Raw genomic sequence first — 22,076 nt, 5'->3', positions numbered from 1 at the left:
TGTTAATAATACTAGGTCATAAATCCATTGACAGGACAAATAGGGGAATGTTAAGATAAATCAAACGTATCAACAGTTATGTGATTTTTTTATAAAATTGTAATTTTTGTTAGGTTGGCCCCTTTTGCTACATTCGATTACAGGCAAAAGGTTAAAGTTGAAAGGAGTTATGATATGAAAGAGTTTCATTCATTCGGTTGGTATGCGGCGCAAATCTCCCCGTATTTGCCGAAAAAAGCATTTCAACCTACCCCATCCCGTCTTTTCCTTGGATTGGTGTATCTATTGACAGTACTTAGTGGTATCCTCGTTATTTCTTTGTTCGATCTTCATGTGATATGGAATACCTTGATTTCTGTTGTATTAGGTTTTAGTTTTGCGGCGCTTGGGTTTTTAGGACATGAAATTTTGCATGGTACGGTTGTGCGGACACCATGGCTACGGGATTTTCTTGGAGCTGTTGCCTTTTGGCCGTTATGCACCGGTCCGAAGCTATGGAGAAAATGGCATAATGCCACACACCATGTCCATACACAAAATGAAGAAAAAGATCCTGATGCATGGCCGAGCATGAGCAAATTGGCACAAAGCCGTCTGTTGCGCTGGATCTATAAAATTCCATTTACGATACGGGCGTTTTTCGCCTTTAGTTCGTTAACGATTATGTTTACGTTTCATTCGATCAGGATGCTTGGTTATTTTCGCAAACAGTTTCAGCCCAAAAATCGCGCTATCGTCTTTTTACAGTTTATGTTGCCTTGGATATCATGGATTGGTTTGCTGTTTATTGTTGGATTCGCGAATTGGTTTTTTAGCTTTTTATTACCGCTGTTGATCGCTAATTTTATTGTGATGAGCTATATTTCAACCAATCATCGTCTCAATCCTTTAGTTCCTGTCAACGACCCGCTTGCTAACAGTCTTTCCGTTACCGTTCCAAAATGGGTGGATTTCCTCCATTTTAATTTTTCCTATCATACAGAGCATCATCTGTTTCCAAGCATGAGTTCCAAATACTATCCGTTAGTAAAAGAACATATTAAAAGAATGTGGCCAGATCGATACCATGAAATGCCAATGCTCAAAGCATTATGGGCACTCTGGAAGACACCAAGACTTTACTATCAGCAAAACGAATTGGTCGAACCGCGCCAAGGGAACGTTTACGGATCTTTAGGAAATGGGCTGAATCCATCCAATATTGAATATCGTAAAATAGAATGCAGAACTCAAGAAGGAAGAATAAGCAGTGAAACAGACAGATGAGCAATCCAGAAGAAAACAGTAACATTCTTGTTCGAGAGAAAAGACACTTGATGTTTCGGGAATAGGAGGAATGATACCGATTTCTCTGCTTTCCATACGGTGAAGAGGTTTTGCGGACAGGGATTGCCAATTGCTGAAGAAGCGGCCTCTCATAATCCTTCATGAATAAAAAACCCTTTGATGGAGGGGACAATCTGAGCCAAAGGGAGTTAAAAGCATCATATCATTTTCTAATTGCAAAGACCATTCATCCTAAGTCTCGCTATTTTTTGTCGACAACAAATGATCAAATCATGTAGGAATCTGTCTTTTTTTATCGAATGATTATAAAGGGAGAGGAGAGGATAGGAATGGTCAATCTGCAATGTCCTAATTGTGGTACAAGTGGGATCGAAAATGTTGTGTCAGGTAACAGTGTAAGAAAAAGCAAAGATGGGGATATAAGGTTTCATATCGTATACTGCATGCTATGCGGGTATATTTATGGAGTGTTTGGAAAAATCGAGACGACAATGTGATAGTCATTTGATTAAAGGCATCCTTTGGGGTGCCTTTTGACTGAAATATGATGATAACAAATTCGATTCATATGTAGCCACGCAGATTCAAAAACACGGAATCGATTGCAAGCCATCATCTTATGGGCTACCGTTGATGATGAAGCTATTTATTCAATAAAGCAACACGATTATTGACACCGTGCGGACGCCTCTTTGGTTCATTAGGAGAAAGTCATATTGACGATCCGCCATGCATTTGTTAGATTGTACTCAATTGATATGGAAGGCTTATCGAAAATAATGATGCACGGATAAAAGAGACAGGGGATGAAAAAAGGGTGTTAAACGATGAACATCGTCGTAATTGAAGAGAATCAAGCAGCCGTCATGAAAATGAAAGAAATGTTAAAGAATATCAAGGGAATATCGATACAGGTGTTTGATCAAATGGATAAGGCCCACGCGTATATGTTGCAAGAAAAGCAAGTTGATGCTGTGTTAGCCAACGTTCAGGCGCTATTAGCGGAGCAAACAGAGCGAAAGCCGTCTATTTTTTTTCAAAAAGATATTCTAGTTGTGGCGATGATTGAATGTGATGACGAGATTGAATACAGTTTGGAGGCCGGAGCGTTTGATTATATTCGTAAACCATTTACAACGACGGAGCTAATCTCCCGCATTCGCTTGGCGTATCGTCAAAAACAAAGGACGGATGAGTCAAAAAGAATGAGGATCGTCCATATCGAGAAAGACCGGCAGTTGTTGGAACTGAAAAGAAAAATGGAAAAGGATTTGCAGCTTGCCCGTTGTATCCAAGAAGGAATGCTCCCATCTTCGATCTACAATGAAGAAATTTGTGTATACGGAAAATATATTCCTTCTTCTCAGCTGTCAGGAGATTTATATTATTGGAATCAAGTGAGTCCTCACGAATATGCGTTTATTGTTATTGATGTGATGGGGCATGGCGTTGCCGCTGCGCTTGTAGCGATGTCGATTCGTTCATTGCTGCCAGGGCTTATGATGCGTGTAACTGATCCGCTGCGCGTGGTTTACGAATTAAACAGGCATACCTTGCGTCTTTTTGAGAATCGGACCTATTTGACCGCTTTTTATGGTGTTGTCAATACGAAACGAAAAACGCTCGAGTATGTGAATGCCGGACATCCGCCTGCGCTGCTTTTAGAAGGAAGAGAGATGAAGAGATTGAAAGAAGGAGGAATACCGATCGGGATCGTGCCCCAATTTTCTTATAAAAAAGAGAAGCTTCAGTTCAGCGGGCCGGTTTATTTGGCGATTTATACAGATGGAATGATCGAAGCGACCGGAGGGGAATGGGAGAGCTATGTGGAGCGCATTTTGCCAAACTGTCGATCGTTTCAAGAATTTGTGCAGCAACTTGAAGGTAAAATGAATCATCAGCGCTTTGGCGATGATGATATGGCATTTGTGGGCATGCACATTCTTTAGGCTGCTCCCGCATTCGCTGCGAAATGGAGGATTCCTGCAAACAAGAAGCATCTTTCGGTTTTTTAGCAGGCTCTCCCCGCCGTTCCAACGGTGAAATGACAACGAATCTTGTAAGTTTGTTCTGGGCTTGTTTTTCGCTGCTTCGAGCCGTGCAGAGACAAGGGCACGTTGAAGCTTGTACATGACAAACGACCTATCTTTTCGTTTTTCTAAGAACCACTTACAAGTATAGAAGGACCCATATATCCTGGTGATTCCATTCTACTTTGGCTAGTGCCAACCGACATTCCGCTCCCCCTTGTTTATCGGGCAACGCCCTTCATATTCCTGAAGGTGGGAGTCGTTCTGGCGGGATAGGATAAAAACAGCCGCTCTTAATCGAGGAAACGTTTATTTGGTCAGCGGTTTTTGTGAAAAGTATATAACCGGTTTACAGAACAAGCCAGTGTTTCGGATCACAGCATGTTGATCCGCCAGCTGGCTTTTCGTTTTTCTGGCGCCATCGGCTAGCTTTTGGCTGCCGATGGCGAAGATAAATAAGAATGGAGCATAAAGCGATATTTGTGATCTCTTACTATACAAAAGCCGCTTATCGTCCGCTTTTTCTCGAGTGTCAAGGAAAGGCAGCTTAAGCTGATGATTCGTCATAAAAACTTTTAGGCGCTATTTTTTATTTGACATCGACAAACTGATCAATTTGACAAATGGACAATACGTTTTTAATCGGAGCAGACGCTCCCATAATTTCAATGTGTATACGGTCTTTTAGAGGATATAGCCAGCTAATAAATAGGCGCACTCCAGAGCTATCAATGAATCGGACGGCAGAAAGGTCGATTTGCAACCGCGAAATGTTGCTGTATGTATGATGACGCAGTATTTCTTCCATGATGCGCGTTGTTTCAAAGTTAATATCTTGCTGAAATACGGCAATCATCACATCGTTGTTGGTTGTTATTTGAATCATCGAAATTCCTCCTCAATTTTTGCGCGCTGAATGATGACACGCGCTTTTTTGCCAGCATCGTCAAAGGTTACGTGTGTTGCAAGCTGTTGAATGAGAAATAATCCGCATCCTTCATGTGGCGCAAGCAGGGAAGGAGGAGCTTTTGTGATTTGACTGCGCCAGTCAAAACCATTTCCGTGATCGATGAGCTCAATCGTGATGTCCTCTGTCGATAAATGAATAAGAACATCCGCTTTTTTTACTGTAGAATGGCGAATGACGTTGGAAATGAGCTCCCACAAGACAAGCTGCAGCGCGTATTGTTCCATCTCTGTCAGTACAATGTATTGATTTAATCGTTCGAGCATTGCCGCAATATTTTTGCTATAGTTATTTTCGGTAATTTTTCCTGTGATCTTGATCATCGCTCATGATGTGAGTAAGAAGTTGTTGGATATACGGATGACGATAGTCGGCTTGATGCTCGAGACGATACAATTGGCTCCATAAGGAATTATAGGTGGAGCGAAACTCGATCGGAACGCTTTCGCCAAACGAGCGCTGCAAATGCATCAGACGAAATTTAACATAATTTCGTGCGTCTACGTCGTTTGGCAATTGTCCAATGTCAATGCGGATCAGTTGTTCGTTAGCTTCGTGCAGAAGCGTTTCTGACATTTCAAATAAATGTTTAAATGTGCGCTGTTCATATTTAAATTGAGGTTGGTTCATCGTATTTCCTCCCTAAAGTTGTAAGGAGCTACTTTTTGAATTTATCTGTGAGTTCATGATTCAGATAGTTCAGCTGTTCTGCCATTTCGGCAATTTGATAAGCAGCCTTCGAGATTTCATTAAATGTGTGCTGGAAGTCTTTCATAAACTCTGTGAATGCACTAATTTTATCACTGTTTGACCTAACATCGGAAATGGATTGATCAAAAATATGAATCACGCTCTCGTTTACTGCGCGAAAAGCTCCTGTTTCATCGACAATGCGTTGAAACGAGGATTCAAATTGATGAATCGTTTGTTGCACGATATCAATATGATTTTGAATGTAATCGAGTGATTGAGCCGTTTGATAAGCGAGCTTTCGCACTTCATTTGCTACAACGGCAAATCCTTTTCCATGTTCACCAGCACGGGCGGCCTCGATATTGGCGTTGAGAGAGAGAATGTTCGTCTGATTAGAAATGTTGCGAATCGTGTTCACAATTTCGCCAATTTGAGAAGAACTGTTAGTCAGCTCCGCTGTTAATGCTTTCGTTCCATGAATTAACTCGGCGATCGTATCAAGCTTTGTTAATGTGTCCATGACATCGTGCTTTCCGTTTTCGACCCGCTCCGCGATTTCGGCTGATTGCTGCTGAATCGTATAGATTTCGTTTAGAATATCCTGTACATTTTTTTCGTTTTCTGTGATGGAGGCGCTCGTTTCCTCAGCGCTAGAAGCAAGAATCGCAGCTGATTCCGTGAGACGGTGCTGCAGCTCTTCGATTTCGTTTAGCTTCATCATGGATGACGTATAGGATTCAATATACGTCGCAATGGCAATTTGCATGTCGAACGAACAAAGCTTGGAAAAAGAAGAATAGGCAAGAACGGCTTCACTCGGCGGAAGCTCTTCCATCAATATTTTCAGCACCTCATTTTGGATAAGAGAATAAGCGCCTAAATACCACTCTGGAAACAAGCCGATACGATGATGAACATTGCCGATTACTTTTCTTCTAATAATATACTGTTCACCTATTTCACCAGATACCATGTCCATTAAATACGATTGCAGTGTTTTCTTGAGGCGCTCAATCGTCGAGTGGCTTTCAATAATATGGACCAAATCTGCTATTTGGCCAAGGTGCTCATAAAAAGCATCAACAATGGCGTGAACATGTTTGGCAAAAATCGGGCGCAGGGAGGCGAGACGCTGAAAATCCTCCGCTGTCAATCCAATAAGAACGACTTGTTGATGATAATTGGATGCGGAAAGCTGTCGATAATAGGCAACGGCCGAATCGGGCAAGTTAAGCGAAGATGTTTGCATGGGAGCCGTGTTCGCGTCCTTTTTCTCTTTTTTGCGAAACAGTTGGATTGCTCCGTCTTCGTTTTGGAGTAGCTTATGGAATGAGACTTTCATCATATACATCCCTCCTAATATGAATATCCCCCTTCTGCACATTATAAAGGATAATCGGTGTTTTAGGAATATTTTCTTATATCAGAATAGGCGGCAAAAAAAGTGGGATAGTATCATTGAAGGAGGGAATGGATATGAAGATAGAAGAAAATCACTACGGAAGCGACTATACCTTTATTCCGGCTATATCGGTTGCTCATGGAACAGGAACGGAAATATTGCCAGATTTATATTGCTATACCGTTCAGATTGTGAATATTTGCTTGATCGGTCTTCCCAATGCCGCTGATTTTATACTTGTAGATGCGGGAATGCCTCGTTCAGCTGATGAGATTATCGCTGCAGCCGAAAAGCGTTTTGGTTCGAATAGCCGCCCTAAGGCGATCATTTTGACTCATGGACATTTTGATCACGTCGGAACTGTGATTGAACTGATCCGATATTGGCGCATCCCTGTTTATGCTCATCCAGCTGAACTGCCTTATTTAACAGGGAAAAAAAGCTATCCTGCGCCTGATTCGTCAGTAGAGGGAGGGATGATCGCAAAGGTATCCGCTCTTTTTCCGAATGAACCTATCGATTTAGGAAGCAGTGTTCAACCACTTCCAAGTGGAGGAATGGTTCCTCATCTGCCTGAATTTCGCTGGATTCATACCCCTGGTCATACCCCTGGACATATATCATTGTTTCGTGAAAAAGACCGCGCGCTCATTGCTGGAGATGCATTTGTTACTGTTCGTCAGGATCAACTGTTTAAAGTGCTGACGCAGAAGCTAGAGTTTAGTGGACCGCCGCGTTATTTTACAAATGATTGGGAGAAGGCAAAAGAGTCTGTTCGTAAATTGGCAACTCTGCATCCAGAAGTAGCTGTTACAGGACACGGAAAACCAGTAACTGGAGAGCAGCTCCGTGCAGGATTGATCCAGTTAGTCAGAGATTTCGATCATATAGCGGTCCCTGATTATGGTAAATATATTCAGTAAAGAAGCAGAGGATAGTCTGTGACAGATGATAAGGGAGAAGAGGATCGTATTATTTTTTCGATTCTTTCCGGGGCAAGGAGATTTGAGAAGTTCGTTTGAGTGGTTGGGATGATGGTTTTTAGCAAGCATGAAAATAGATCCATAAAAAACAGGCATCCATCAATGAAGATGAATGAATGGAATTTTAACATCATCTATCAAGAAGTCTCTCACCTTTTAATCGAGTTTAGGTGGGGGAGGTTCATTAAAGCAGTATTTTTCCATTCTTCCGTTGGCGACGAATGGATTTGTCTGGGGATTTATGAACAGAGAGGCATGGGAATGACAAGATAGAACAACTAAACTCATCAGGATTCAGCGTTTAACTGAATCCTGATGAGTTTATTGCAGTTGATTCGCTTGTGTGATTTGCTGGGTCACTTGCATGTCAACACGCAGCTGTTCTTGAACATTTATTGGATGGTAATAGCCTTTATTAATCGTATATTGACTCACTTTTTCGTGAAATTGAATGGCATCATTTAAATGTTGTTTAAGGATGTTGCGCACCTCGGGAGTATCGGATTCTGTAATGGCTACTGCGTAGCTTTTAATTCCATTCTTTATGCTGATAAGAAGATCGATGGCGATTAATTGATCATTTAAAGGCTGAGAGCCACCAGTTGGTTGTTGCATCATCTACATCACCTCTTTTGGAGTTAGGATAGAAGAGATTGTAAATCAACGATTTGTTGTTGGGTTGTTTCAATATCTTGGCGAATTAATGATTGAAGCTCAGGATCTGTGGCCATCGTCTGCATCACCTTACTTTTTGCAAGACAGACGTTTTTCAACATAAGAAGCTCATGAAGCTCCAAAATTTCATGAACACCTGTTGCTCTCATCTCTTTCACCACCTTCCGAAACCTATTGTGTGCATGGTGAACATGTATATTAGCGTAATTTTTTCAAAAATAAAAGGCGCTTTCACCAGGAGAATGGGGAGCAGTTTACACGCAAAAAAATTCCCGTGTGCTCACGCTAATAATGGGCAAAGGGGGATTTGGAGATGGACGAAACGTGTTTTTATTGCCAAAGCGAATGCGCTGACCAAGTTCATTATGTATCCTTCTATACAGCGGATGAAGAACAAGAAAAAGCGTTGTGTGCCGAATGTTATCAAGAATGGCTGCAAGGCATTAAAGGTTGAAACAAGCCGCATCACGTTATGGCCGGGATGCGGCTTGTTGCGTGAGCGGCGGAACGTGGATGACTCGGTACAGGTCGCCTTGTTCGTCATAAGAACGATACACGATCGGCGCCTTTAAGGGGCGGCACACGGAAAGAAATAAAATGTGTTCTTCGTTTGTCCCCTTTTTTCTCGCTTCCATCGAGAACGAGACGTGCTTGAGATGAAGCGAATAAAAGCGGTACGTCAGACCGAGCCATGTTTGTTCCGTGACAGATGTGTCAGGATGACAGCGTATAAAATGCGCAATATCCGCAAACGACCGCTCTTCTTGTTCGAACCAATCTTCAATAGCGTTGGCCGCTTGCTTAATCCAATGTTTCCAATTCTCTAGCATCCCATTCACCTTATTCATTTATATTGTTATCGGTTAGTATGCTCGGAACTGCCGCATCTATACGGGGGAATTGTTGAGTTTTCTATGTCGAGTATTCATAATTGTTAAGGTTTGAATCCGGGGAGCTTTTAGCTGTATACAAATTGTATTGCAGGTGAATCATCATAATTATATTTAGAAGAAAAGCCTGTGCTGTAAAAAGAAGGGGCGCTCTTTTTTTCACTTGATGATCCAATCGTAAGGGTGACATCTAAGTATTTCAGGGTCAGAGGTTATTCCGTAATTTCGACGATCACCTCTTTTTGGTTCTGAAATAACGTGCTAATTCATAATGAAATTTTCAAGCCGAATTGTTAAGCAGCCATTATGCGTTTGGCAACACGTTCCTCACTCGAATTTTTACAGAATATATAAAACTCATTGACTTGACACCAATTAGTGTCGTATAATAATGACACTAATTGGTGTCTAATTGATAAGGAGGAGGCCATTGGTAAAGAAAACTCTGAAACGCGACGTTTTTGTAGCTATCGCTGATCCGACAAGGCGCAAATTGTTGCGCCTATTGGCAGATAAGGAAGAGTTGCCGCTTTATGAATTAACCGCTCATTTTCAAATGGGGCGTACAGCTGTTTCTAAACACCTGTCTATTCTAAAAGAAGCTGATTTAGTGATCGATCGAAAAGTTGGCAGAGAAACAAGGTATCGAATCAATGCAACTCCATTAAAGGAAATTAAAGATTGGGTATCTTATTATGAGAAATTTTGGAATGATAAAATGGCTATTTTAAGACAGTTATTAGAGGAGGAATAAATAATGGCACATCTATCATTAGAGTTTCAATTCGAAAGTTCAATCGAAAAGGTGTGGCACGCCTTAACAAATTCGGACATGCTTGCAAAATGGGTTATGGAAAATGATTTTAAACCTATCGTAGGACATAAATGTCAGTTTCGAAATGAACAAATAAACTTAGTGGTGAATTGCGAAGTGTTAGTAGTGGAGGAGCCTTATAAGTTGTCTTACACATGGGTAGGCGGCCCGATCAATACGGTTGTCACATGGACATTAAAACAAGAAGGCGATATCACCTATTTACATCTTGAACAAACAGGATTCGAACAAGAAGATTATGCATTTAAAGGTGCAAAATATGGTTGGACAGACAAGGTCAACGAACTGAAGAAAGCGTTAGAGGAAGTGTAAGGAAAAACGTAAATTTGTTTTATTAAGTGTCTCAAGAGAACACCGGGAGAAAAACGATTCGAATATACTTAGTCTTAGCCGTTCTTTTATTCAAAAAAACAGGATAAGCCGGAACAATGGAAAACTGCTATACTGCAGGGCCGAGATCGATGGTGCATTCTATTTTGACTCAATGTCTCAAAAGTAAATTTATGAGGGGAATCTAATGAAAAAAAATCCAATGAATCCTAAAGTTGATCAATATTTAACTGAGGGCTGTGGACGCTGTCCGCTAGTGAGTACTCCAGATTGTAAAGTAAACAAATGGCCGAAAGAATTAGAAGAATTACGAACAATTGTTCTTGGGTGCGGATTGACAGAAGAAGTGAAATGGGGGATTCCCTGTTACACATTCCAAAAGAGCAATGTTGTGACAATCAGTGCTTTTAATGAATACTGTGCACTTAGTTTTTTCAAAGGTGCCTTGTTAAAAGATGACCATCATATTCTAGAAAAACCTGGGGAGAATACGCAGGCTGCACGACGGATTCGTTTTACAAATATTCAAGAAATAGCTGAGCTTGAACCTGTATTGAAGGCATATATTAACGAAGCGATTGAAATTGAAAAAGCAGGCTTGAAAGTGGATTTTAAAAAGAATCCAGAACCGATTCCTGAAGAGCTTCAAAAAAAATTCGATGAAATTCCAGCCTTAAAAACAGCTTTTGGATCATTGACCCCGGGGCGACAAAGAGCTTACATCCTTTATTTTTCTGGGGCCAAACAATCCAAAACTCGAGAATCAAGAATTGAAAAGTATATACAGCACATCCTTAATGGAAAAGGATTAAATGATTAGTATATTCACGCTTCCATTCAATAAACTCATTATTAAAAAGCTGTTCCAAGGCGACAGAAAAATTCATAACGCTTTTCGCAATATTTGAACAACAAAAAGCATTCTATATGGAATGCTTTTTGTCTTGATTATAGAATCATGTCCCATTAACTGAATTTTCTGAAAAATAAGCCGAAACGCGGCTTCATCTTCTGTAACTTGCGAGAAAAAGTATAGAAGTTGACTGGGAATTTGTCAAAAAGGGAAACAAAAGAATTGATTAATTTTTCTCTATCAAGGAGTTGTATAGGAAAATGACTGTACAAATCAAAAAATGCAACCTTGAAGATTTGCGATTGCTCCAAGAGATCAGCATTGAAACATTTTACGATACATTTAACACCATCCCCCCAAGAAGTCTCCCTCCTCTAAACAGAGTGGAGGTGGGGGAGGTTCATAGCTGAAAGTGTAAGTTGAAGCAAAGAGCTCATTGTGATACTCCCTTTCATATCATCCATAATCCGCTATGCTCGTTGAACCATAACGTAAAAGAATCAAGAGAGAATAAGCAAGCCCAAGACCACCCAAAGCGGATTCCAGATGGTTACGTTTATAAGGAGGCGCTGCTGAACGCTATTCTACACCGAGAACCGTTCGATAAGGCGGACAGGCAATTGCTCATTTTGGTTGGTCGTTGTTTTGCCGATGAAACAGTCATGTATGAGTTGGAACGCTTTTTGCCCCATCGATAACAACGGCAAGTCCACTGTGGTGATGCCGAGCGCTTCAGCGATCGGATGATTGTCAAAACTGACAATCGCCAAGTTTTCTGGTACCTGCAAACCATTTTTTTGCCCCCATAACACGATTCCAGCTGCCACTTGATCGCTTGCGACAAGCAGCGCAGTCGGCTTGTCTTCCATCGAAAGAAGTGCCTTGACAACGCGCGCCCCGTCCGCGATTTCGAGACAACGATCAAAAATCCATTCTTCTCTTGGAACTGTATCGATATTTTGTAAGGCATCCCGATAAGCAGCGTCTCGCCGTTCACTATTTGTGCCTGACGTCCGGCCGATACAATAGCCAATTTTTCGATGCCCCTTTGCAATCAAATAGTTCATCCCCAACATAAATGCCTCATAATGATCGATGGACACGGACGACATTTCGCAGCCCGTGGTATCTTCGCATAAGATGATCGGACCGTCTTCTTGATACAGCTTAAGCATCTCCCAACTAATTGTGCGGGAACAAATAATCAGTCCATCGACTTGTTTCACTCGCAGCATCTCAAGTGCTTCCAGTTCCTTTTGCACGTCATAATTCGTCTGAAATAGAAGAAGATGATAACCGTGGCGGAGCGCCTCTTGTGAAATACCGTCCACAATTGAACTGAAGTATGGGTGGTTGACATACGGCAGAATCACGCCGATAATCGATGTTTTTCCTTTGGCTAAATGAACAGCATTGATATTTTTTGTATAGTTTAACTTCTCGACCGCTTTCCAGACCGCTTGCCGTTTTTCTTCCTTTACATAAGGATAATGATTTAATACACGCGATACCGTAGCGACAGAAACTCCTGCTAGTTTAGCGATTTCTCGAATGTTTGCCATTGTCTTCCCTTCCCTCAAAAAAACTATTGCATTGAAACGCATTTCATAAATTATTGTCATTTTAACCATAGCATAAAGGAGGAAATCATGTTGCTAGGATTTTTGTTTTATATCGTTTTATGTGCTGTAGAGCTAGCCGGCGCGCACTTAGCCTTACGAGAAGCACCCAAACAAGAAGAGGAAGATCCTTTTCATGCGTTTTTCCGCTAAACAAAGCGTTCCCTATCTTCTTTCAGGGAACGCTTTGTTTCTGATTTAGATGATAAAAAAGAAAACGGAAGCAGGAGGAGAAACAACATAGAACGTCTGCTTGATGAAAAATCCCTCTTTCATCGCTATGTTGCTGAGACGTAGGAGATCTCTTCGTCCATGTGTTAAAGCTCTAATTCCCAAGTCTCCCCGATCAGCTCATGGCCAAAGCTGTGATGCTTTTCTTCGGCTACAAGCGTAAATCCAAGTTTTTGATAAATATGTCTTGCAGCTATAAGAACGCTGTTGGTCCAAAGGACAAGCTTTTGGTACTCTTTTCGTTTAGCAAAGCGAATGCATTCTTGAACAAGATGTGTACCAAGCCCCAATCCGCGCGCCTGCGGATCAACTAAGAGCAAACGCAATTTGGCAATGGCGTCACTTTCGTGTACCACCATGACAGAACCGACAATGTCGCCGTTCATCTCGGCGATCCAGCACCGTTCTTTATCAGGATTATAATGGTTAATAAAATCGGCAACAATTTGAGCAACCAGCGCTTCAAACTGCTCATTCCATCCATACTCCTTCGCGTAGAGTGCCCCGTGCTTATGAACGATCCACCCCATATCGCCTGGCTCGTGTTGTCGTAAAAAGTACGGTCCAGAGAATTTAAACCTGCGATTTTTAGTAAGTATTCCTTCAATCGTTTGCATAGCGTGAATGAGCTGTTGCTGTTCAATATCTGATAATTCACTTAGGAATTCAGATACTTCATCATATGAACGTTGGTTGAGCAAGGAAAAAACCGCTTTTCCTTCTGAAGTAAGCTTTAAAATTCGTTGCCTTCCATCGGTTTCTGATCGCTCTTTATAAATAACTCCCTGTTCTTCTAATCGTGTTAAAATCCGGCTTAAATAGCCTGGATCTAATCCTAACTGCCTAGTCAAATCTGAGGCGGTGATTTGGCTATGATTAGCAATTTCAAATAATATTCTAGATTCTGTAAGGGAATAGGGGCTATGTAATAATCCTTCTTGTAATGCACCAATTTGTCTTGTGATAAACCGATTAAAATGACGGACAGCATTGATTCGTTCCTCAAAAATCATACGAGTGCCTCCTAATTTATTTGATTTTGTCAAATATTTTATTTGATTATATTGCTTTAGTCAATTATATATCTAAAAAACGGCCAGTCTATGTTCTGTTTGAGGCAAAAGCCTGATCTATCCAATCATTTAGTGAGATAGGTTCATCAAATAAAATAGATTAGACTTAAATGGTTTTTTATCGTATTCGACTTAGGAGACGTGTGATTGTTTCGGTTCATCGCCGGATGGTGTTCTATAAAAAATCGTTTTTTCGGTAATAGGGGGATCATTCGATTGATTGAAAAAAAGCAAAATCACATATTCGCCTGACAAAGGTTTGTCTAATGCGCTCTGTCTGTATGAGTTTCTATACTCTGTATCTTCAGTTGGCGAAAAAGTAGTTGTAAAAGCGCTTTCAAATGATATATAATTTAACTAAACCGGTTTATAAAATAATTTGTTTGTTTGCTTGTTTACTAAATCGATTTAGTATCAGGAAAGTAGGGATATCCTTGCAAAAAATTACAATGGCCGACGTGGCGAAAGCAGCGAATGTTTCCAAAAGTACAGTTTCCCAGTATTTAAATAAGCGTTATGAATATATGAGTGAAGAGACGAAAAAACGTATTGCGCAAGCGATTGAAGAACTTGGCTATCAACCGAACTTTGTCGCACGGAGCCTAAAGCAAAAATCTACTTCTACGATCGGTGTCATTGTTTTTAATATTTTACATATGCTAACAACACAGGTGCTTCGGGCGATTGAAGACGTATGTCAAGAACGGGATTTTCATGTCATTGTATGCAACACCGATGATGATCCGGAGAAAGAAAAAAAGTATATTGAAATGCTAAGAGCCAAGCAGGTTGATGGATTAATTATTTTTCCGACAGGAAGAAACTATGAATGGTATGAAAAGATGGTCAATGAATCGTTTCCGCTTGTATTTGTCGATCGCACGGTTCCAGATCTGCCTGTGGATGCGGTTCTCTTGGATAACTATAAAGCAGCTAAACTTGCGGTGGATCATTTGGCTGATGTAGGATACGAACGGATTGGAATCGTAACCCCTCCGCTTGTATCGTATAACATTCCAAGAACGGAGAGGGTGGAAGGCTTTAAGCTAGCTGTAAAGGCGAGAGGACTACAGGTAATGGATGAGTACATCGTGAATCTGGAGATCCCTTGCATCAAGGAAGGGCTGACGAAGCTTTTTCGGTCTGGCTGTCCGCCACAAGCGTTGTTTGCGATTAATGATTTAACATTGATGGAGGTACTTCATTTTGTTCAAGAAAATCAGCTCCGCATTCCGTATGACATCGCTCTTATTAGCATTGACGATGTACCGTTTGCTTCCATTTATACCCCAACTTTAACGACAATTGCCCAACCAGCGTTTGAAATGGGAAGGAAAGCAGCGGAACGGTTGTTTCAAAAGATAGAGCGCAGCCATGAAGAAAAAGAGCCGCAAATTTTACGATTGGAGCCCGTGCTAAAAAAACGCCAGTCTGTGTCATGGCATTCAAACCTATGACAACCTGAGGACAAATGGAAGCAATCGAGTATGTGTGGGGCTGATCAGGCATTTTGATCTTAATATGGTTATTAACTTGTGATCCCACGAAGCAGTGGAAAAAATCTGTCATTCTATCATTGCTATGTGGATGTAACTTCACAGGCGAACATTTGCGTGATGGAGCTTCAACCGTTTTTGACGGTTGTTTTCCTTATACGGATGCATACAGATATTTTTAAACCAATCCATCTTATAGAGAACAGACAAGAAAAAGGAGCAGGTGACCGTGAACAACAGCAGAAATGTCGTCATCGGAGTCGATATTGGCACAACAAGTACAAAAGTGGTGGTGTTTGGCAAATTTAGCCAAGTCGTTTCATCCGCTTCATTTGATTATCCTATTATACAGCCGCATCCTGGCTGGGCAGAGCAGGATCCTGACCTCATTTTTTCTGCCGTTGTCCGAAGTGTAAACGCTGCCATAAAAAAAGCGGGTATTCGGCCTGCTCAAGTTAAAGCTTTAGGATTTAGCGCGGCGATGCATTCGCTGATTGCCCTAGATGAACAAGGGATTCCTTTGACGCGCTGTTTAATCTGGGCAGATAATCGAAGCGCTGCGCAGTCGGAGAGGCTGTTGGATGAAATGAAAGGATTAGAGATTTATCAACGGACAGGAACGCCTGTCCATCCGATGTCTCCTTTGCCTAAATTGCTTTGGATGAAAGAAGAGCAGCCGCCATTATTTCGGCAGGCCCATAAATTTGTATCGATTAAGGAATATGTTATTTATCGGCTATATGAACAATACGTTGTAGATTATTCGACCGCCTCCGCAACCGGGCTTTTCCATCTTGACACATTGGACTGGGACGACGGTGTTCTACATTTGCTCGGAGTGACGAAACAGCATTTATCCCGCCCTGTTCCAGTAACTTATATTTTGCAAGGAATGAAAAAAGAATGGGCAGAACAAATGGGAGTAGACCAAGGAATCCCTGCCGTGATCGGGGCGAGTGACGGGGTACTTGCCAACGTTGGAGTAGGGGCCGTTTCTCCTGGAGAAGCGGCGATTACGATCGGGACAAGCGGTGCTGTACGTACGATTTCCTCTGTGCCAAAAACAGATTTAAGAGGGCGGACATTTTGTTATGCGCTGACCGATCATCATTGGATCGTCGGCGGGCCAACTAATAATGGAGGAATTTTGTTAAGATGGCTGCGCGATGAGTTTGGCGGTCAGGAACGAGAGGTGGCTAAAAAGCTGGGAATGGATCCATATGATCTTTTGACACAGTATGCCGAAACCGTCCCGGCAGGCTCAGAAGGGTTAGTATTTCTTCCGTTTCTCTCGGGAGAACGGGCGCCATATTGGAATGCGAAGGCGCGAGGAACCTTCTTTGGAATTAGTCTTCATCATAAGCGCGAGCATTTTATTCGTGCGGTGATGGAGGGCGTGTGTCTGAGCATCCTTTCTGTCGTTCTAGCCATCCGCGATGTGACCGGTTCGCTGTCGGAGATACGCGTATCAGGCGGGTTTGCAAAATCGGCATTTTGGCGGCAAATGCTCTCCGATATGCTGGGGAAAGAGCTGCTTGTTCCGGAAACGCACGAAGCGTCAGCGCTGGGAGCGGCGGTTATGGCGCTTTATGCGCTTGGCGACCTTTCGTCATTGGAAGAGGTTAAGCAGTGGGTTCATATTCAAGCGACCCATGTTCCGAACGAGAAAAATACAGCGGTTTATTTGGAACTATTTGATTTATATGAGCGGTTGTACCAGCGATTGAAAGATGAATTTGGCGCTCTTAGCGCATTTCAAGCAAAATATTCACGAAAATAGGATAGATGTTGACAACGATCGGATGATCAAACCTAAGCCGAATAGGTGCATTCTTTATGATTCATCGAAACTAAACCGATTTAGTTGAACAGGAGGATAAGGGGATGGGAATGGTTATTGTGATTGCGGCGATTGTCATTTTGCTTCTTTTAATTACTGTTGCAAAGCTTCATCCGTTTGTTGCGTTAATATTGACCGCAGTTGGTGTTGGTCTAGCGATGGGGATGCCCCTCATTGCTCCTTCCGATGAAGTGCCTGGTATTATCGATTCGATTAAAGCAGGGCTTGGCAACACTCTTGGATTTTTGGCGATTGTGTTAGCGCTTGGAACGATGCTCGGAAAAATGATGGCAGAGTCAGGAGGGGCAGAACGAATTGCCAAGACGCTCATTCAGCGCTTTGGACAAAAAAGAGTGCATTGGGCTATGATGGTTGTCGCTTTTTTAGTGGGGATTCCGGTATTTTTCCAAGTGGGATTTGTGCTATTAGTTCCGCTTGTATTTACGATTGCCATGGAAACGGGCATCTCGCTTATTACCGTTGGTGTTCCGCTTGTTGCGGGATTATCGGTTGTACATGGGCTCGTTCCGCCGCACCCGGCTGCGATGGCTGCGGTTGGCATCTTTCAAGCAGATGTTGGCTTAACCATTTTGTATTCATTCATTGTTGGATTACCAACAGCCATTATTGCAGGGCCGTTGTTTGGAAAATGGATCGGTGCGCGCCTGCATAAGAAAGTGCCGGATGAAATGGCTGAGCAGTTGGTGCTGCATCATGAAGCGAAGGAACTTCCAAGCTTCGCAAACACACTGTTTACGATTTTGCTGCCAGTTCTTTTAATGTTGATGGCCTCGATCGCCAATGTTGCCTTCGACCAGGAGAAGGAGACAGAAGCCGCGAAGGTGATCCGCTTTATTGGCGACCCGATCGTTGCTTTATTGATTGCAACCGTTTACTCTTTCTTTAGCCTGGGATATGCACGCGGATGGAAGCGTGATAAAGTGTTAAAGCTAGCGAACGACTGCCTTGGTCCCGTGGCCAATATTTTGCTTGTCATTGGCGCTGGTGGAGCATTTAACAAGGTGCTGCTCGATTCGGGAATCGGCACACAAATTGCGGAAGCGGCTCAGCATTCGCATATTTCGCCGCTATTGCTAGGCTGGGGGATTGCGGCGCTTATTCGCATTGCCACAGGATCGGCTACAGTTTCCATGATGACTGCTGCTGGCATTGTGGCGCCGATTGCTTCCAGTATTCCAGGAACTAATATGGAGCTTCTTGTGCTGGCGACAGGCGCTGGCTCCCTCATTTTGTCACATGTCAATGACTCGGGATTCTGGATGATTAAGGAGTATTTTGGCATGACCGTCAAAGAGACGCTGATGACGTGGACCGCTCTTGAGACCATCATTTCGGTGGTAGCATTAGGATTGCTCGCATTATTAAATCTGATTGTTTAACCTACCTATAAACAAGCCGGACTCTAAAGGGAATGGCATAATGAAGAGGCCAGTCAATGACTGGCCTCTTGCTGTTCAAGTGGTTCATTTTTAAAGATTGGCGGCCGAGCGGTCGGTTGGTTTGTTGGATTGTTTCGTCTTTGCTTTGACTATAAAAGAGAATAAAATAAGCAGACAAAGCGTTACAAGACAAACCGCTGAACCGATCCAATTGTTTTGATTAAACAGAAAAGAAATGAAAATGGCAGATAAAGACAATGCGGCAAAACTAGTTAAGTACGGGAATCCCTTGACATGAAATGCCGGGATTTGTTGATAACGAAACCGCAGCTTTAACTGGGCCAAGCAAATACCGATCCACAATAAAAGAACAGTAAATCCAGGAATGCTCATTAAATAACTGATAATTTGTCCGGGAGCGATATAAGCTAAAAATAAACCGATGATAATACAGATGGCTGCAATCGTGAGCCCAATAATCGGTACCCCTTGCTTATTTACTTTTAATAAAGCTTTTGGCGCTTCGCCGTTTTGTGCCATTGAATATAACATTCTCGAAGTTGCATATACTCCCGAGTTCGCCGCTGATAGAACAGCTGTCACTAAAACAAAGTTCATAATATGGGCCGCTCCTGGCAACCCGGTCATATCTAATACTTGGACAAATGGGCTGTTTTCGCCTGTCACTTTATCCCATGGCATTAAACCGCAAATAATAAGCATAGGGAGCATATAAAACAAAATTACTCGCCACATCGTTCCTTTCACTACTTTTGGCAGCACTTGTTCCGCATTTTTGGTTTCTGTCACGGCGACGCCGATTAACTCCGCACCGCCATATGAGAACATCACCACTAAGAGGGCACTTAGCACCCCTGTTATTCCGTGAGGGAAAAAGCCGCCGTGATCCGTGTAATGAGAGAGCGCATCGATTGTTTGTCCTGGGATGATGTTTGTTAACAGCAAACAGCCCAAAACAATAAAGGCGGTTAACGCCAAAATTTTAATGGCGGCAAACCAAAACTCAATTTCTCCATAATATTTCACTTGAACAAAGTTAATGGCGAAAATGAAGCTGGCGCAAAGCAAGCTTAAAAGCCATAGCGGAATGGCTGGAAACCAATATTGCAGAAAGCTGCCTGCTGCTAAAATTTCAACGATGATAACAATCGTCCAGTTGATCCAGTAGAGCCAGCCCGCAATAAAAGAGACATGAAAGCCAAACGCCTTATCTATCAGGTGCTGAACATTTGAGTTTGGATGGGCGATGGCCATTTCCGCTAATGCCGACATGACGATAAATAAAAGCAAGCCCCCTAATAAATAAGCAAAAACAACCCCAGGTCCCGCGATTGATAGCGTGTCTGAACTGCCTTTAAAGATGCCGGTGCCAATCATTCCAGCTAAAGCAATAAATTGGACATGCCTAGGCAGCAGTCCCCGCTTTAAGTCTTGCTGACGATTTTTCATGCTGTTCCTTCCTTTCTTCTCTTTTGCTGAAAAAAATGAGCGATAGTTTCAAGAAATTTTTCTACAACTTTAATACTTAAACGCTTTTATGCTTTTATGCGTTTAAGTAAAAAATATGTTACTAGAATATAATAGTTTGATTTGCTTTGTCAATAGAAGGATAGAGATACCAATGGTGCTAGTTGAGCGTCACATGCAACCATATAAATTGGCATTGAAAAAGGGATATAAATGAAAAGCGACAATGAACCAAAAGCATCACAGAAAATCGTGTGTGGATCCTGAGAATGAACGGACATCTATATAAAAATAAAATACGATAAAAGCAAGCATTTAAAAAACGGGAAGGTGATTGGTTTTATATATAGTAGCGGTGGCATGGATATGGAGTGCGACGGTTGTTTTCGTCATGTGCGGGTGCAACGAAAAGGCAAGTGGCTGACTGGCCTTACAATCGCGTTTTTTACAGATGGGATTCGTTCAATCTTTATAATTATATTTGTGCTTAGATCTTACATGTTGAAAAAATGTCATGATTACGGGGGGATGGAAAGGATCTTTTATCTTTGTGGAGAAATAGAACTTTTCAGGTCAGGAGCTTGGAGGTTGTATCGATTTTTTTAGAGTCCGTTCGCTCCCTTTCCAAGTGTATGGCGGGCACCGTCATGAAAATAGTGAGAAACATGGTATAGATGAAACATTTGATATGAAGTTTGCACCTTTTCAACCGTCGGAGGCTTTCTTCCGACCGTTGAAAAAATGGGGATTCTGCTTTGGAATGGGTCTTCTTATAGGTGTGGTTAGGTTCGTTTACAGGCCTGATGGATGGGATGGATAGATCGAATCATCCATTGGTTTGCTTTGATTGTGTTCATCACGTTTTCTTAGGCTAGGAGAGCTTCCTAAAAATTTCATGATGACAACCGCTCCAGACAACAAAAGAACTGCTCCGATAAAAAGCTCCATTCTCAACACCTCCTTATGTTCATTATAGCATTTTTTGTAATTTTCTATCATTATTTATATCGCTCTAAAACGGAGAAAAATTGCTTCACAAACTCATAAAATACTTTTACAGATGGTGCCGGCTCGTGATAATCAGAAAGAATAATGCCGACATTTCGTTTGACGTCAGGCATGGAAATCGGAATTTTCACGGTAAAGCGCGGCATTGTATCATAAAATGTATTCTCAGGAAGCAGGGTGACGCCAATGCCGGCAGACACAAGCCCTTTAATGGCATCTAAATCTTCTCCCTCAGATGAGATGATTGGCGAAAATCCGGCCTGCTTACAAGCATCAAGCACAATTTTATGCAAAATGTAACCGGCTGGAAAAGTAACAAACGGCTCGTGGCGCAGCTCATTCAGCAGCAGGCTTTCTTTTTTAGCAAACCGGTGATTTTGCGGCAGCAGCACGGCAAAAGATTCAATAAATAAAATCTCTTTTTTGATTCCTTTTTCCTCGGTCGGGACAGGTCCGAGGAAGGCAAGATCGATCTCTCTTTTTTTTACGGCCTCAATTAAAAATCGATAAGATCCTTGACGCAAATGAAATTTTACGTTTGGATGCCGCTCTTTGAAGGCGGAGATCACCATTGGCATGGTGTGACTTGCCAGACTAGAAGGGAAGCCAATTTTAATCGTTCCTTGCTCTGGATCTAAATATTCATCGATTTGCTGCTTGGCATGTTCGACTGCTCGCAGCACCGTTTCAGCATGCGGAAGAAAGTAACGGCCAACCGGGGTAAGCCTCACATTTCTCCCGTCCCGTTCAAACAGTTGGACGCCGAGCTCAGCCTCTAAATTAGCGATTTGGCGGCTGATGGCGGATTGGGCGACATGAAGCACTTCAGCGGTCTCTGATACGTGTTCGCGCTTGGCGACTTCAACAAAGTATTTTAGCTGCCTTAGCTCCATTTTTGTTCTCTCCTTCTCATTTATCTCAAAATGAGATTGATTTAATCTGAATTATATATTGTTTATATCATTTTTGGAAACTA

At 42.1% G+C, this 22,076-nt stretch carries 23 protein-coding genes; 11 read left to right on the top strand and 12 right to left on the bottom strand.

All coding sequences use genetic code 11. The annotated features are described in order from the left end of the window. The first annotated feature begins 174 nt into the window (after positions 1 to 174). Together GFC28_RS04960 and GFC28_RS04955 are read left to right on the top strand one after the other, a co-directional pair. The gene (locus GFC28_RS04960; protein WP_044745472.1) at positions 175 to 1,266 is read left to right on the top strand and encodes a Delta(10) desaturase DesB; all 1,092 of its coding nucleotides are present in this window, start codon (positions 175 to 177) and stop codon (positions 1,264 to 1,266) included. Positions 1,267 to 2,114: 848 nt separating this feature from the next. After that, positions 2,115 to 3,236, top strand: coding sequence for a response regulator (locus GFC28_RS04955; protein WP_044745471.1), 1,122 nt, complete (start codon positions 2,115 to 2,117; stop codon positions 3,234 to 3,236). A gap of 670 nt (positions 3,237 to 3,906) precedes the next feature. Here the strand turns inward: GFC28_RS04955 and GFC28_RS04945 are convergent. Genes GFC28_RS04945 through GFC28_RS20045 form a run of 4 tightly spaced genes read right to left on the bottom strand, consistent with a single transcriptional unit; the run spans position 3,907 to position 6,322 of the window. Further along, a complete protein-coding gene (locus GFC28_RS04945; protein ID WP_044745469.1) occupies positions 3,907 to 4,203 on the bottom strand; it encodes an STAS domain-containing protein in 297 nt (98 codons plus the stop codon). Next, positions 4,200 to 4,607 (bottom strand): ATP-binding protein, encoded by a 408-nt coding sequence (locus GFC28_RS04940; RefSeq protein ID WP_044745468.1) that lies wholly within the window; start codon positions 4,605 to 4,607, stop codon positions 4,200 to 4,202. Before GFC28_RS04940 ends, GFC28_RS04945 begins: the two co-directional genes overlap by 4 nt. After that, on the bottom strand, positions 4,573 to 4,914 hold the full coding sequence (locus tag GFC28_RS04935) for a hypothetical protein (protein ID WP_044745467.1): 342 nt from the start codon (positions 4,912 to 4,914) through the stop codon (positions 4,573 to 4,575). Before GFC28_RS04935 ends, GFC28_RS04940 begins: the two co-directional genes overlap by 35 nt. A gap of 28 nt (positions 4,915 to 4,942) precedes the next feature. After that, positions 4,943 to 6,322, bottom strand: a complete 1,380-nt coding sequence (locus tag GFC28_RS20045; protein WP_044745466.1) for a globin-coupled sensor protein — start codon at positions 6,320 to 6,322, stop codon at positions 4,943 to 4,945. Between the two features lie 131 nt (positions 6,323 to 6,453). Here GFC28_RS20045 and GFC28_RS04925 point away from each other — a divergent pair, with 131 nt between their 5' ends. After that, positions 6,454 to 7,302, top strand: coding sequence for an MBL fold metallo-hydrolase (locus GFC28_RS04925; protein WP_044745465.1), 849 nt, complete (start codon positions 6,454 to 6,456; stop codon positions 7,300 to 7,302). A gap of 381 nt (positions 7,303 to 7,683) precedes the next feature. Here GFC28_RS04925 and GFC28_RS04915 read toward each other — a convergent pair whose 3' ends face one another. Together GFC28_RS04915 and GFC28_RS04910 are read right to left on the bottom strand one after the other, a co-directional pair. Next, on the bottom strand, positions 7,684 to 7,977 hold the full coding sequence (locus GFC28_RS04915; RefSeq protein WP_044745491.1) for a spore coat protein: 294 nt from the start codon (positions 7,975 to 7,977) through the stop codon (positions 7,684 to 7,686). 23 nt (positions 7,978 to 8,000) lie between these two features. Continuing rightward, positions 8,001 to 8,186, bottom strand: a complete 186-nt coding sequence (locus tag GFC28_RS04910) for a spore coat protein (RefSeq protein WP_044745463.1) — start codon at positions 8,184 to 8,186, stop codon at positions 8,001 to 8,003. Positions 8,187 to 8,350: 164 nt separating this feature from the next. Between GFC28_RS04910 and GFC28_RS19460 the strand changes: the two genes are divergently transcribed. Further along, positions 8,351 to 8,491 (top strand): hypothetical protein, encoded by a 141-nt coding sequence (locus tag GFC28_RS19460; protein WP_172798639.1) that lies wholly within the window; start codon positions 8,351 to 8,353, stop codon positions 8,489 to 8,491. Between the two features lie 16 nt (positions 8,492 to 8,507). Here GFC28_RS19460 and GFC28_RS04905 read toward each other — a convergent pair whose 3' ends face one another. Further along, the gene (locus GFC28_RS04905; RefSeq protein ID WP_044745462.1) at positions 8,508 to 8,867 is read right to left on the bottom strand and encodes a hypothetical protein; all 360 of its coding nucleotides are present in this window, start codon (positions 8,865 to 8,867) and stop codon (positions 8,508 to 8,510) included. A gap of 490 nt (positions 8,868 to 9,357) precedes the next feature. On the opposite strand from GFC28_RS04905, the gene GFC28_RS04900 reads away from it, so the two are divergent. From GFC28_RS04900 to GFC28_RS04890, 3 genes are all read left to right on the top strand, one after another. After that, positions 9,358 to 9,681: an ArsR/SmtB family transcription factor gene (locus GFC28_RS04900; protein ID WP_044745461.1), complete on the top strand. Its 324-nt coding sequence runs from the start codon at positions 9,358 to 9,360 to the stop codon at positions 9,679 to 9,681. A 3-nt stretch (positions 9,682 to 9,684) separates the two neighbouring features. Continuing rightward, positions 9,685 to 10,074 (top strand): SRPBCC family protein, encoded by a 390-nt coding sequence (locus GFC28_RS04895; RefSeq protein ID WP_044745460.1) that lies wholly within the window; start codon positions 9,685 to 9,687, stop codon positions 10,072 to 10,074. Positions 10,075 to 10,279: 205 nt separating this feature from the next. Then, the gene (locus GFC28_RS04890; protein WP_044745459.1) at positions 10,280 to 10,912 is read left to right on the top strand and encodes a YdeI/OmpD-associated family protein; all 633 of its coding nucleotides are present in this window, start codon (positions 10,280 to 10,282) and stop codon (positions 10,910 to 10,912) included. A 617-nt stretch (positions 10,913 to 11,529) separates the two neighbouring features. Here GFC28_RS04890 and GFC28_RS04885 read toward each other — a convergent pair. Next, positions 11,530 to 12,507: a LacI family DNA-binding transcriptional regulator gene (locus GFC28_RS04885; RefSeq protein ID WP_044745458.1), complete on the bottom strand. Its 978-nt coding sequence runs from the start codon at positions 12,505 to 12,507 to the stop codon at positions 11,530 to 11,532. An 87-nt stretch (positions 12,508 to 12,594) separates the two neighbouring features. Between GFC28_RS04885 and GFC28_RS19950 the strand changes: the two genes are divergently transcribed. Next, positions 12,595 to 12,717 carry a hypothetical protein gene (locus GFC28_RS19950; protein ID WP_255357496.1) on the top strand — a complete coding sequence of 41 codons (123 nt, stop codon included), beginning with the start codon at positions 12,595 to 12,597 and terminating at the stop codon, positions 12,715 to 12,717. 164 nt (positions 12,718 to 12,881) lie between these two features. Here the strand turns inward: GFC28_RS19950 and GFC28_RS04880 are convergent, their stop codons facing one another. Continuing rightward, on the bottom strand, positions 12,882 to 13,808 hold the full coding sequence (locus GFC28_RS04880; protein WP_044745457.1) for a bifunctional helix-turn-helix transcriptional regulator/GNAT family N-acetyltransferase: 927 nt from the start codon (positions 13,806 to 13,808) through the stop codon (positions 12,882 to 12,884). 494 nt (positions 13,809 to 14,302) lie between these two features. Between GFC28_RS04880 and GFC28_RS04875 the strand changes: the two genes are divergently transcribed. The 3 genes from GFC28_RS04875 (at position 14,303) to GFC28_RS04865 (ending at position 18,604) form a co-directional block, all read left to right on the top strand. After that, complete coding sequence (locus GFC28_RS04875; RefSeq protein ID WP_044745456.1) at positions 14,303 to 15,325, top strand: LacI family DNA-binding transcriptional regulator; 1,023 nt, start codon at positions 14,303 to 14,305, stop codon at positions 15,323 to 15,325. Between the two features lie 268 nt (positions 15,326 to 15,593). Then, positions 15,594 to 17,144 carry a gluconokinase gene (locus tag GFC28_RS04870; RefSeq protein ID WP_044745455.1) on the top strand — a complete coding sequence of 517 codons (1,551 nt, stop codon included), beginning with the start codon at positions 15,594 to 15,596 and terminating at the stop codon, positions 17,142 to 17,144. A 104-nt stretch (positions 17,145 to 17,248) separates the two neighbouring features. Continuing rightward, on the top strand, positions 17,249 to 18,604 hold the full coding sequence (locus GFC28_RS04865; RefSeq protein ID WP_044745454.1) for a GntP family permease: 1,356 nt from the start codon (positions 17,249 to 17,251) through the stop codon (positions 18,602 to 18,604). A gap of 90 nt (positions 18,605 to 18,694) precedes the next feature. On the opposite strand, the gene GFC28_RS04860 is transcribed toward GFC28_RS04865, so the two are convergent. From GFC28_RS04860 to GFC28_RS04850, 3 genes are all read right to left on the bottom strand, one after another. Further along, complete coding sequence (locus GFC28_RS04860) at positions 18,695 to 20,074, bottom strand: amino acid permease (RefSeq protein WP_044745453.1); 1,380 nt, start codon at positions 20,072 to 20,074, stop codon at positions 18,695 to 18,697. 810 nt (positions 20,075 to 20,884) lie between these two features. After that, entirely contained in the window at positions 20,885 to 21,040 is a 156-nt protein-coding gene (locus tag GFC28_RS19215; protein WP_156487512.1) for a hypothetical protein, read from the bottom strand. Between the two features lie 50 nt (positions 21,041 to 21,090). After that, complete coding sequence (locus GFC28_RS04850) at positions 21,091 to 21,993, bottom strand: glutamate biosynthesis transcriptional regulator GltC (RefSeq protein WP_044745452.1); 903 nt, start codon at positions 21,991 to 21,993, stop codon at positions 21,091 to 21,093. Positions 21,994 to 22,076 lie beyond the last annotated feature (83 nt).

It is taken from the genome of Anoxybacillus sp. B2M1 (genome assembly GCF_001634265.1).
Taxonomy (GTDB): Bacteria; Bacillota; Bacilli; order Bacillales; family Anoxybacillaceae; genus Anoxybacteroides; species Anoxybacteroides rupiense.
The sequence above is the reverse complement of the archived record's forward strand: the minus strand, read 5'-3'. Positions and strand labels throughout refer to the sequence as shown.

Excerpts from the sequence above, each read along its gene's own strand:
- GFC28_RS04960 (WP_044745472.1), top strand. The coding sequence starts at position 175 with ATGAAAGAGTTTCATTCATTCGGTTGGTATGCGGCGCAAATCTCCCCG.
- GFC28_RS04955 (WP_044745471.1), top strand. The coding sequence starts at position 2,115 with ATGAACATCGTCGTAATTGAAGAGAATCAAGCAGCCGTCATGAAAATG.
- GFC28_RS04945 (WP_044745469.1), bottom strand. The coding sequence starts at position 4,203 with ATGATTCAAATAACAACCAACAACGATGTGATGATTGCCGTATTTCAG.
- GFC28_RS04940 (WP_044745468.1), bottom strand. The coding sequence starts at position 4,607 with ATGATCAAGATCACAGGAAAAATTACCGAAAATAACTATAGCAAAAAT.
- GFC28_RS04935 (WP_044745467.1), bottom strand. The coding sequence starts at position 4,914 with ATGAACCAACCTCAATTTAAATATGAACAGCGCACATTTAAACATTTA.
- GFC28_RS20045 (WP_044745466.1), bottom strand. The coding sequence starts at position 6,322 with ATGATGAAAGTCTCATTCCATAAGCTACTCCAAAACGAAGACGGAGCA.
- GFC28_RS04925 (WP_044745465.1), top strand. The coding sequence starts at position 6,454 with ATGAAGATAGAAGAAAATCACTACGGAAGCGACTATACCTTTATTCCG.
- GFC28_RS04915 (WP_044745491.1), bottom strand. The coding sequence starts at position 7,977 with ATGCAACAACCAACTGGTGGCTCTCAGCCTTTAAATGATCAATTAATC.
- GFC28_RS04910 (WP_044745463.1), bottom strand. The coding sequence starts at position 8,186 with ATGAGAGCAACAGGTGTTCATGAAATTTTGGAGCTTCATGAGCTTCTT.
- GFC28_RS19460 (WP_172798639.1), top strand. The coding sequence starts at position 8,351 with ATGGACGAAACGTGTTTTTATTGCCAAAGCGAATGCGCTGACCAAGTT.
- GFC28_RS04905 (WP_044745462.1), bottom strand. The coding sequence starts at position 8,867 with ATGCTAGAGAATTGGAAACATTGGATTAAGCAAGCGGCCAACGCTATT.
- GFC28_RS04895 (WP_044745460.1), top strand. The coding sequence starts at position 9,685 with ATGGCACATCTATCATTAGAGTTTCAATTCGAAAGTTCAATCGAAAAG.
- GFC28_RS04890 (WP_044745459.1), top strand. The coding sequence starts at position 10,280 with ATGAAAAAAAATCCAATGAATCCTAAAGTTGATCAATATTTAACTGAG.
- GFC28_RS04885 (WP_044745458.1), bottom strand. The coding sequence starts at position 12,507 with ATGGCAAACATTCGAGAAATCGCTAAACTAGCAGGAGTTTCTGTCGCT.
- GFC28_RS19950 (WP_255357496.1), top strand. The coding sequence starts at position 12,595 with ATGTTGCTAGGATTTTTGTTTTATATCGTTTTATGTGCTGTAGAGCTA.
- GFC28_RS04880 (WP_044745457.1), bottom strand. The coding sequence starts at position 13,808 with ATGATTTTTGAGGAACGAATCAATGCTGTCCGTCATTTTAATCGGTTT.
- GFC28_RS04865 (WP_044745454.1), top strand. The coding sequence starts at position 17,249 with ATGGGAATGGTTATTGTGATTGCGGCGATTGTCATTTTGCTTCTTTTA.
- GFC28_RS04860 (WP_044745453.1), bottom strand. The coding sequence starts at position 20,074 with ATGAAAAATCGTCAGCAAGACTTAAAGCGGGGACTGCTGCCTAGGCAT.
- GFC28_RS19215 (WP_156487512.1), bottom strand. The coding sequence starts at position 21,040 with ATGGAGCTTTTTATCGGAGCAGTTCTTTTGTTGTCTGGAGCGGTTGTC.
- GFC28_RS04850 (WP_044745452.1), bottom strand. The coding sequence starts at position 21,993 with ATGGAGCTAAGGCAGCTAAAATACTTTGTTGAAGTCGCCAAGCGCGAA.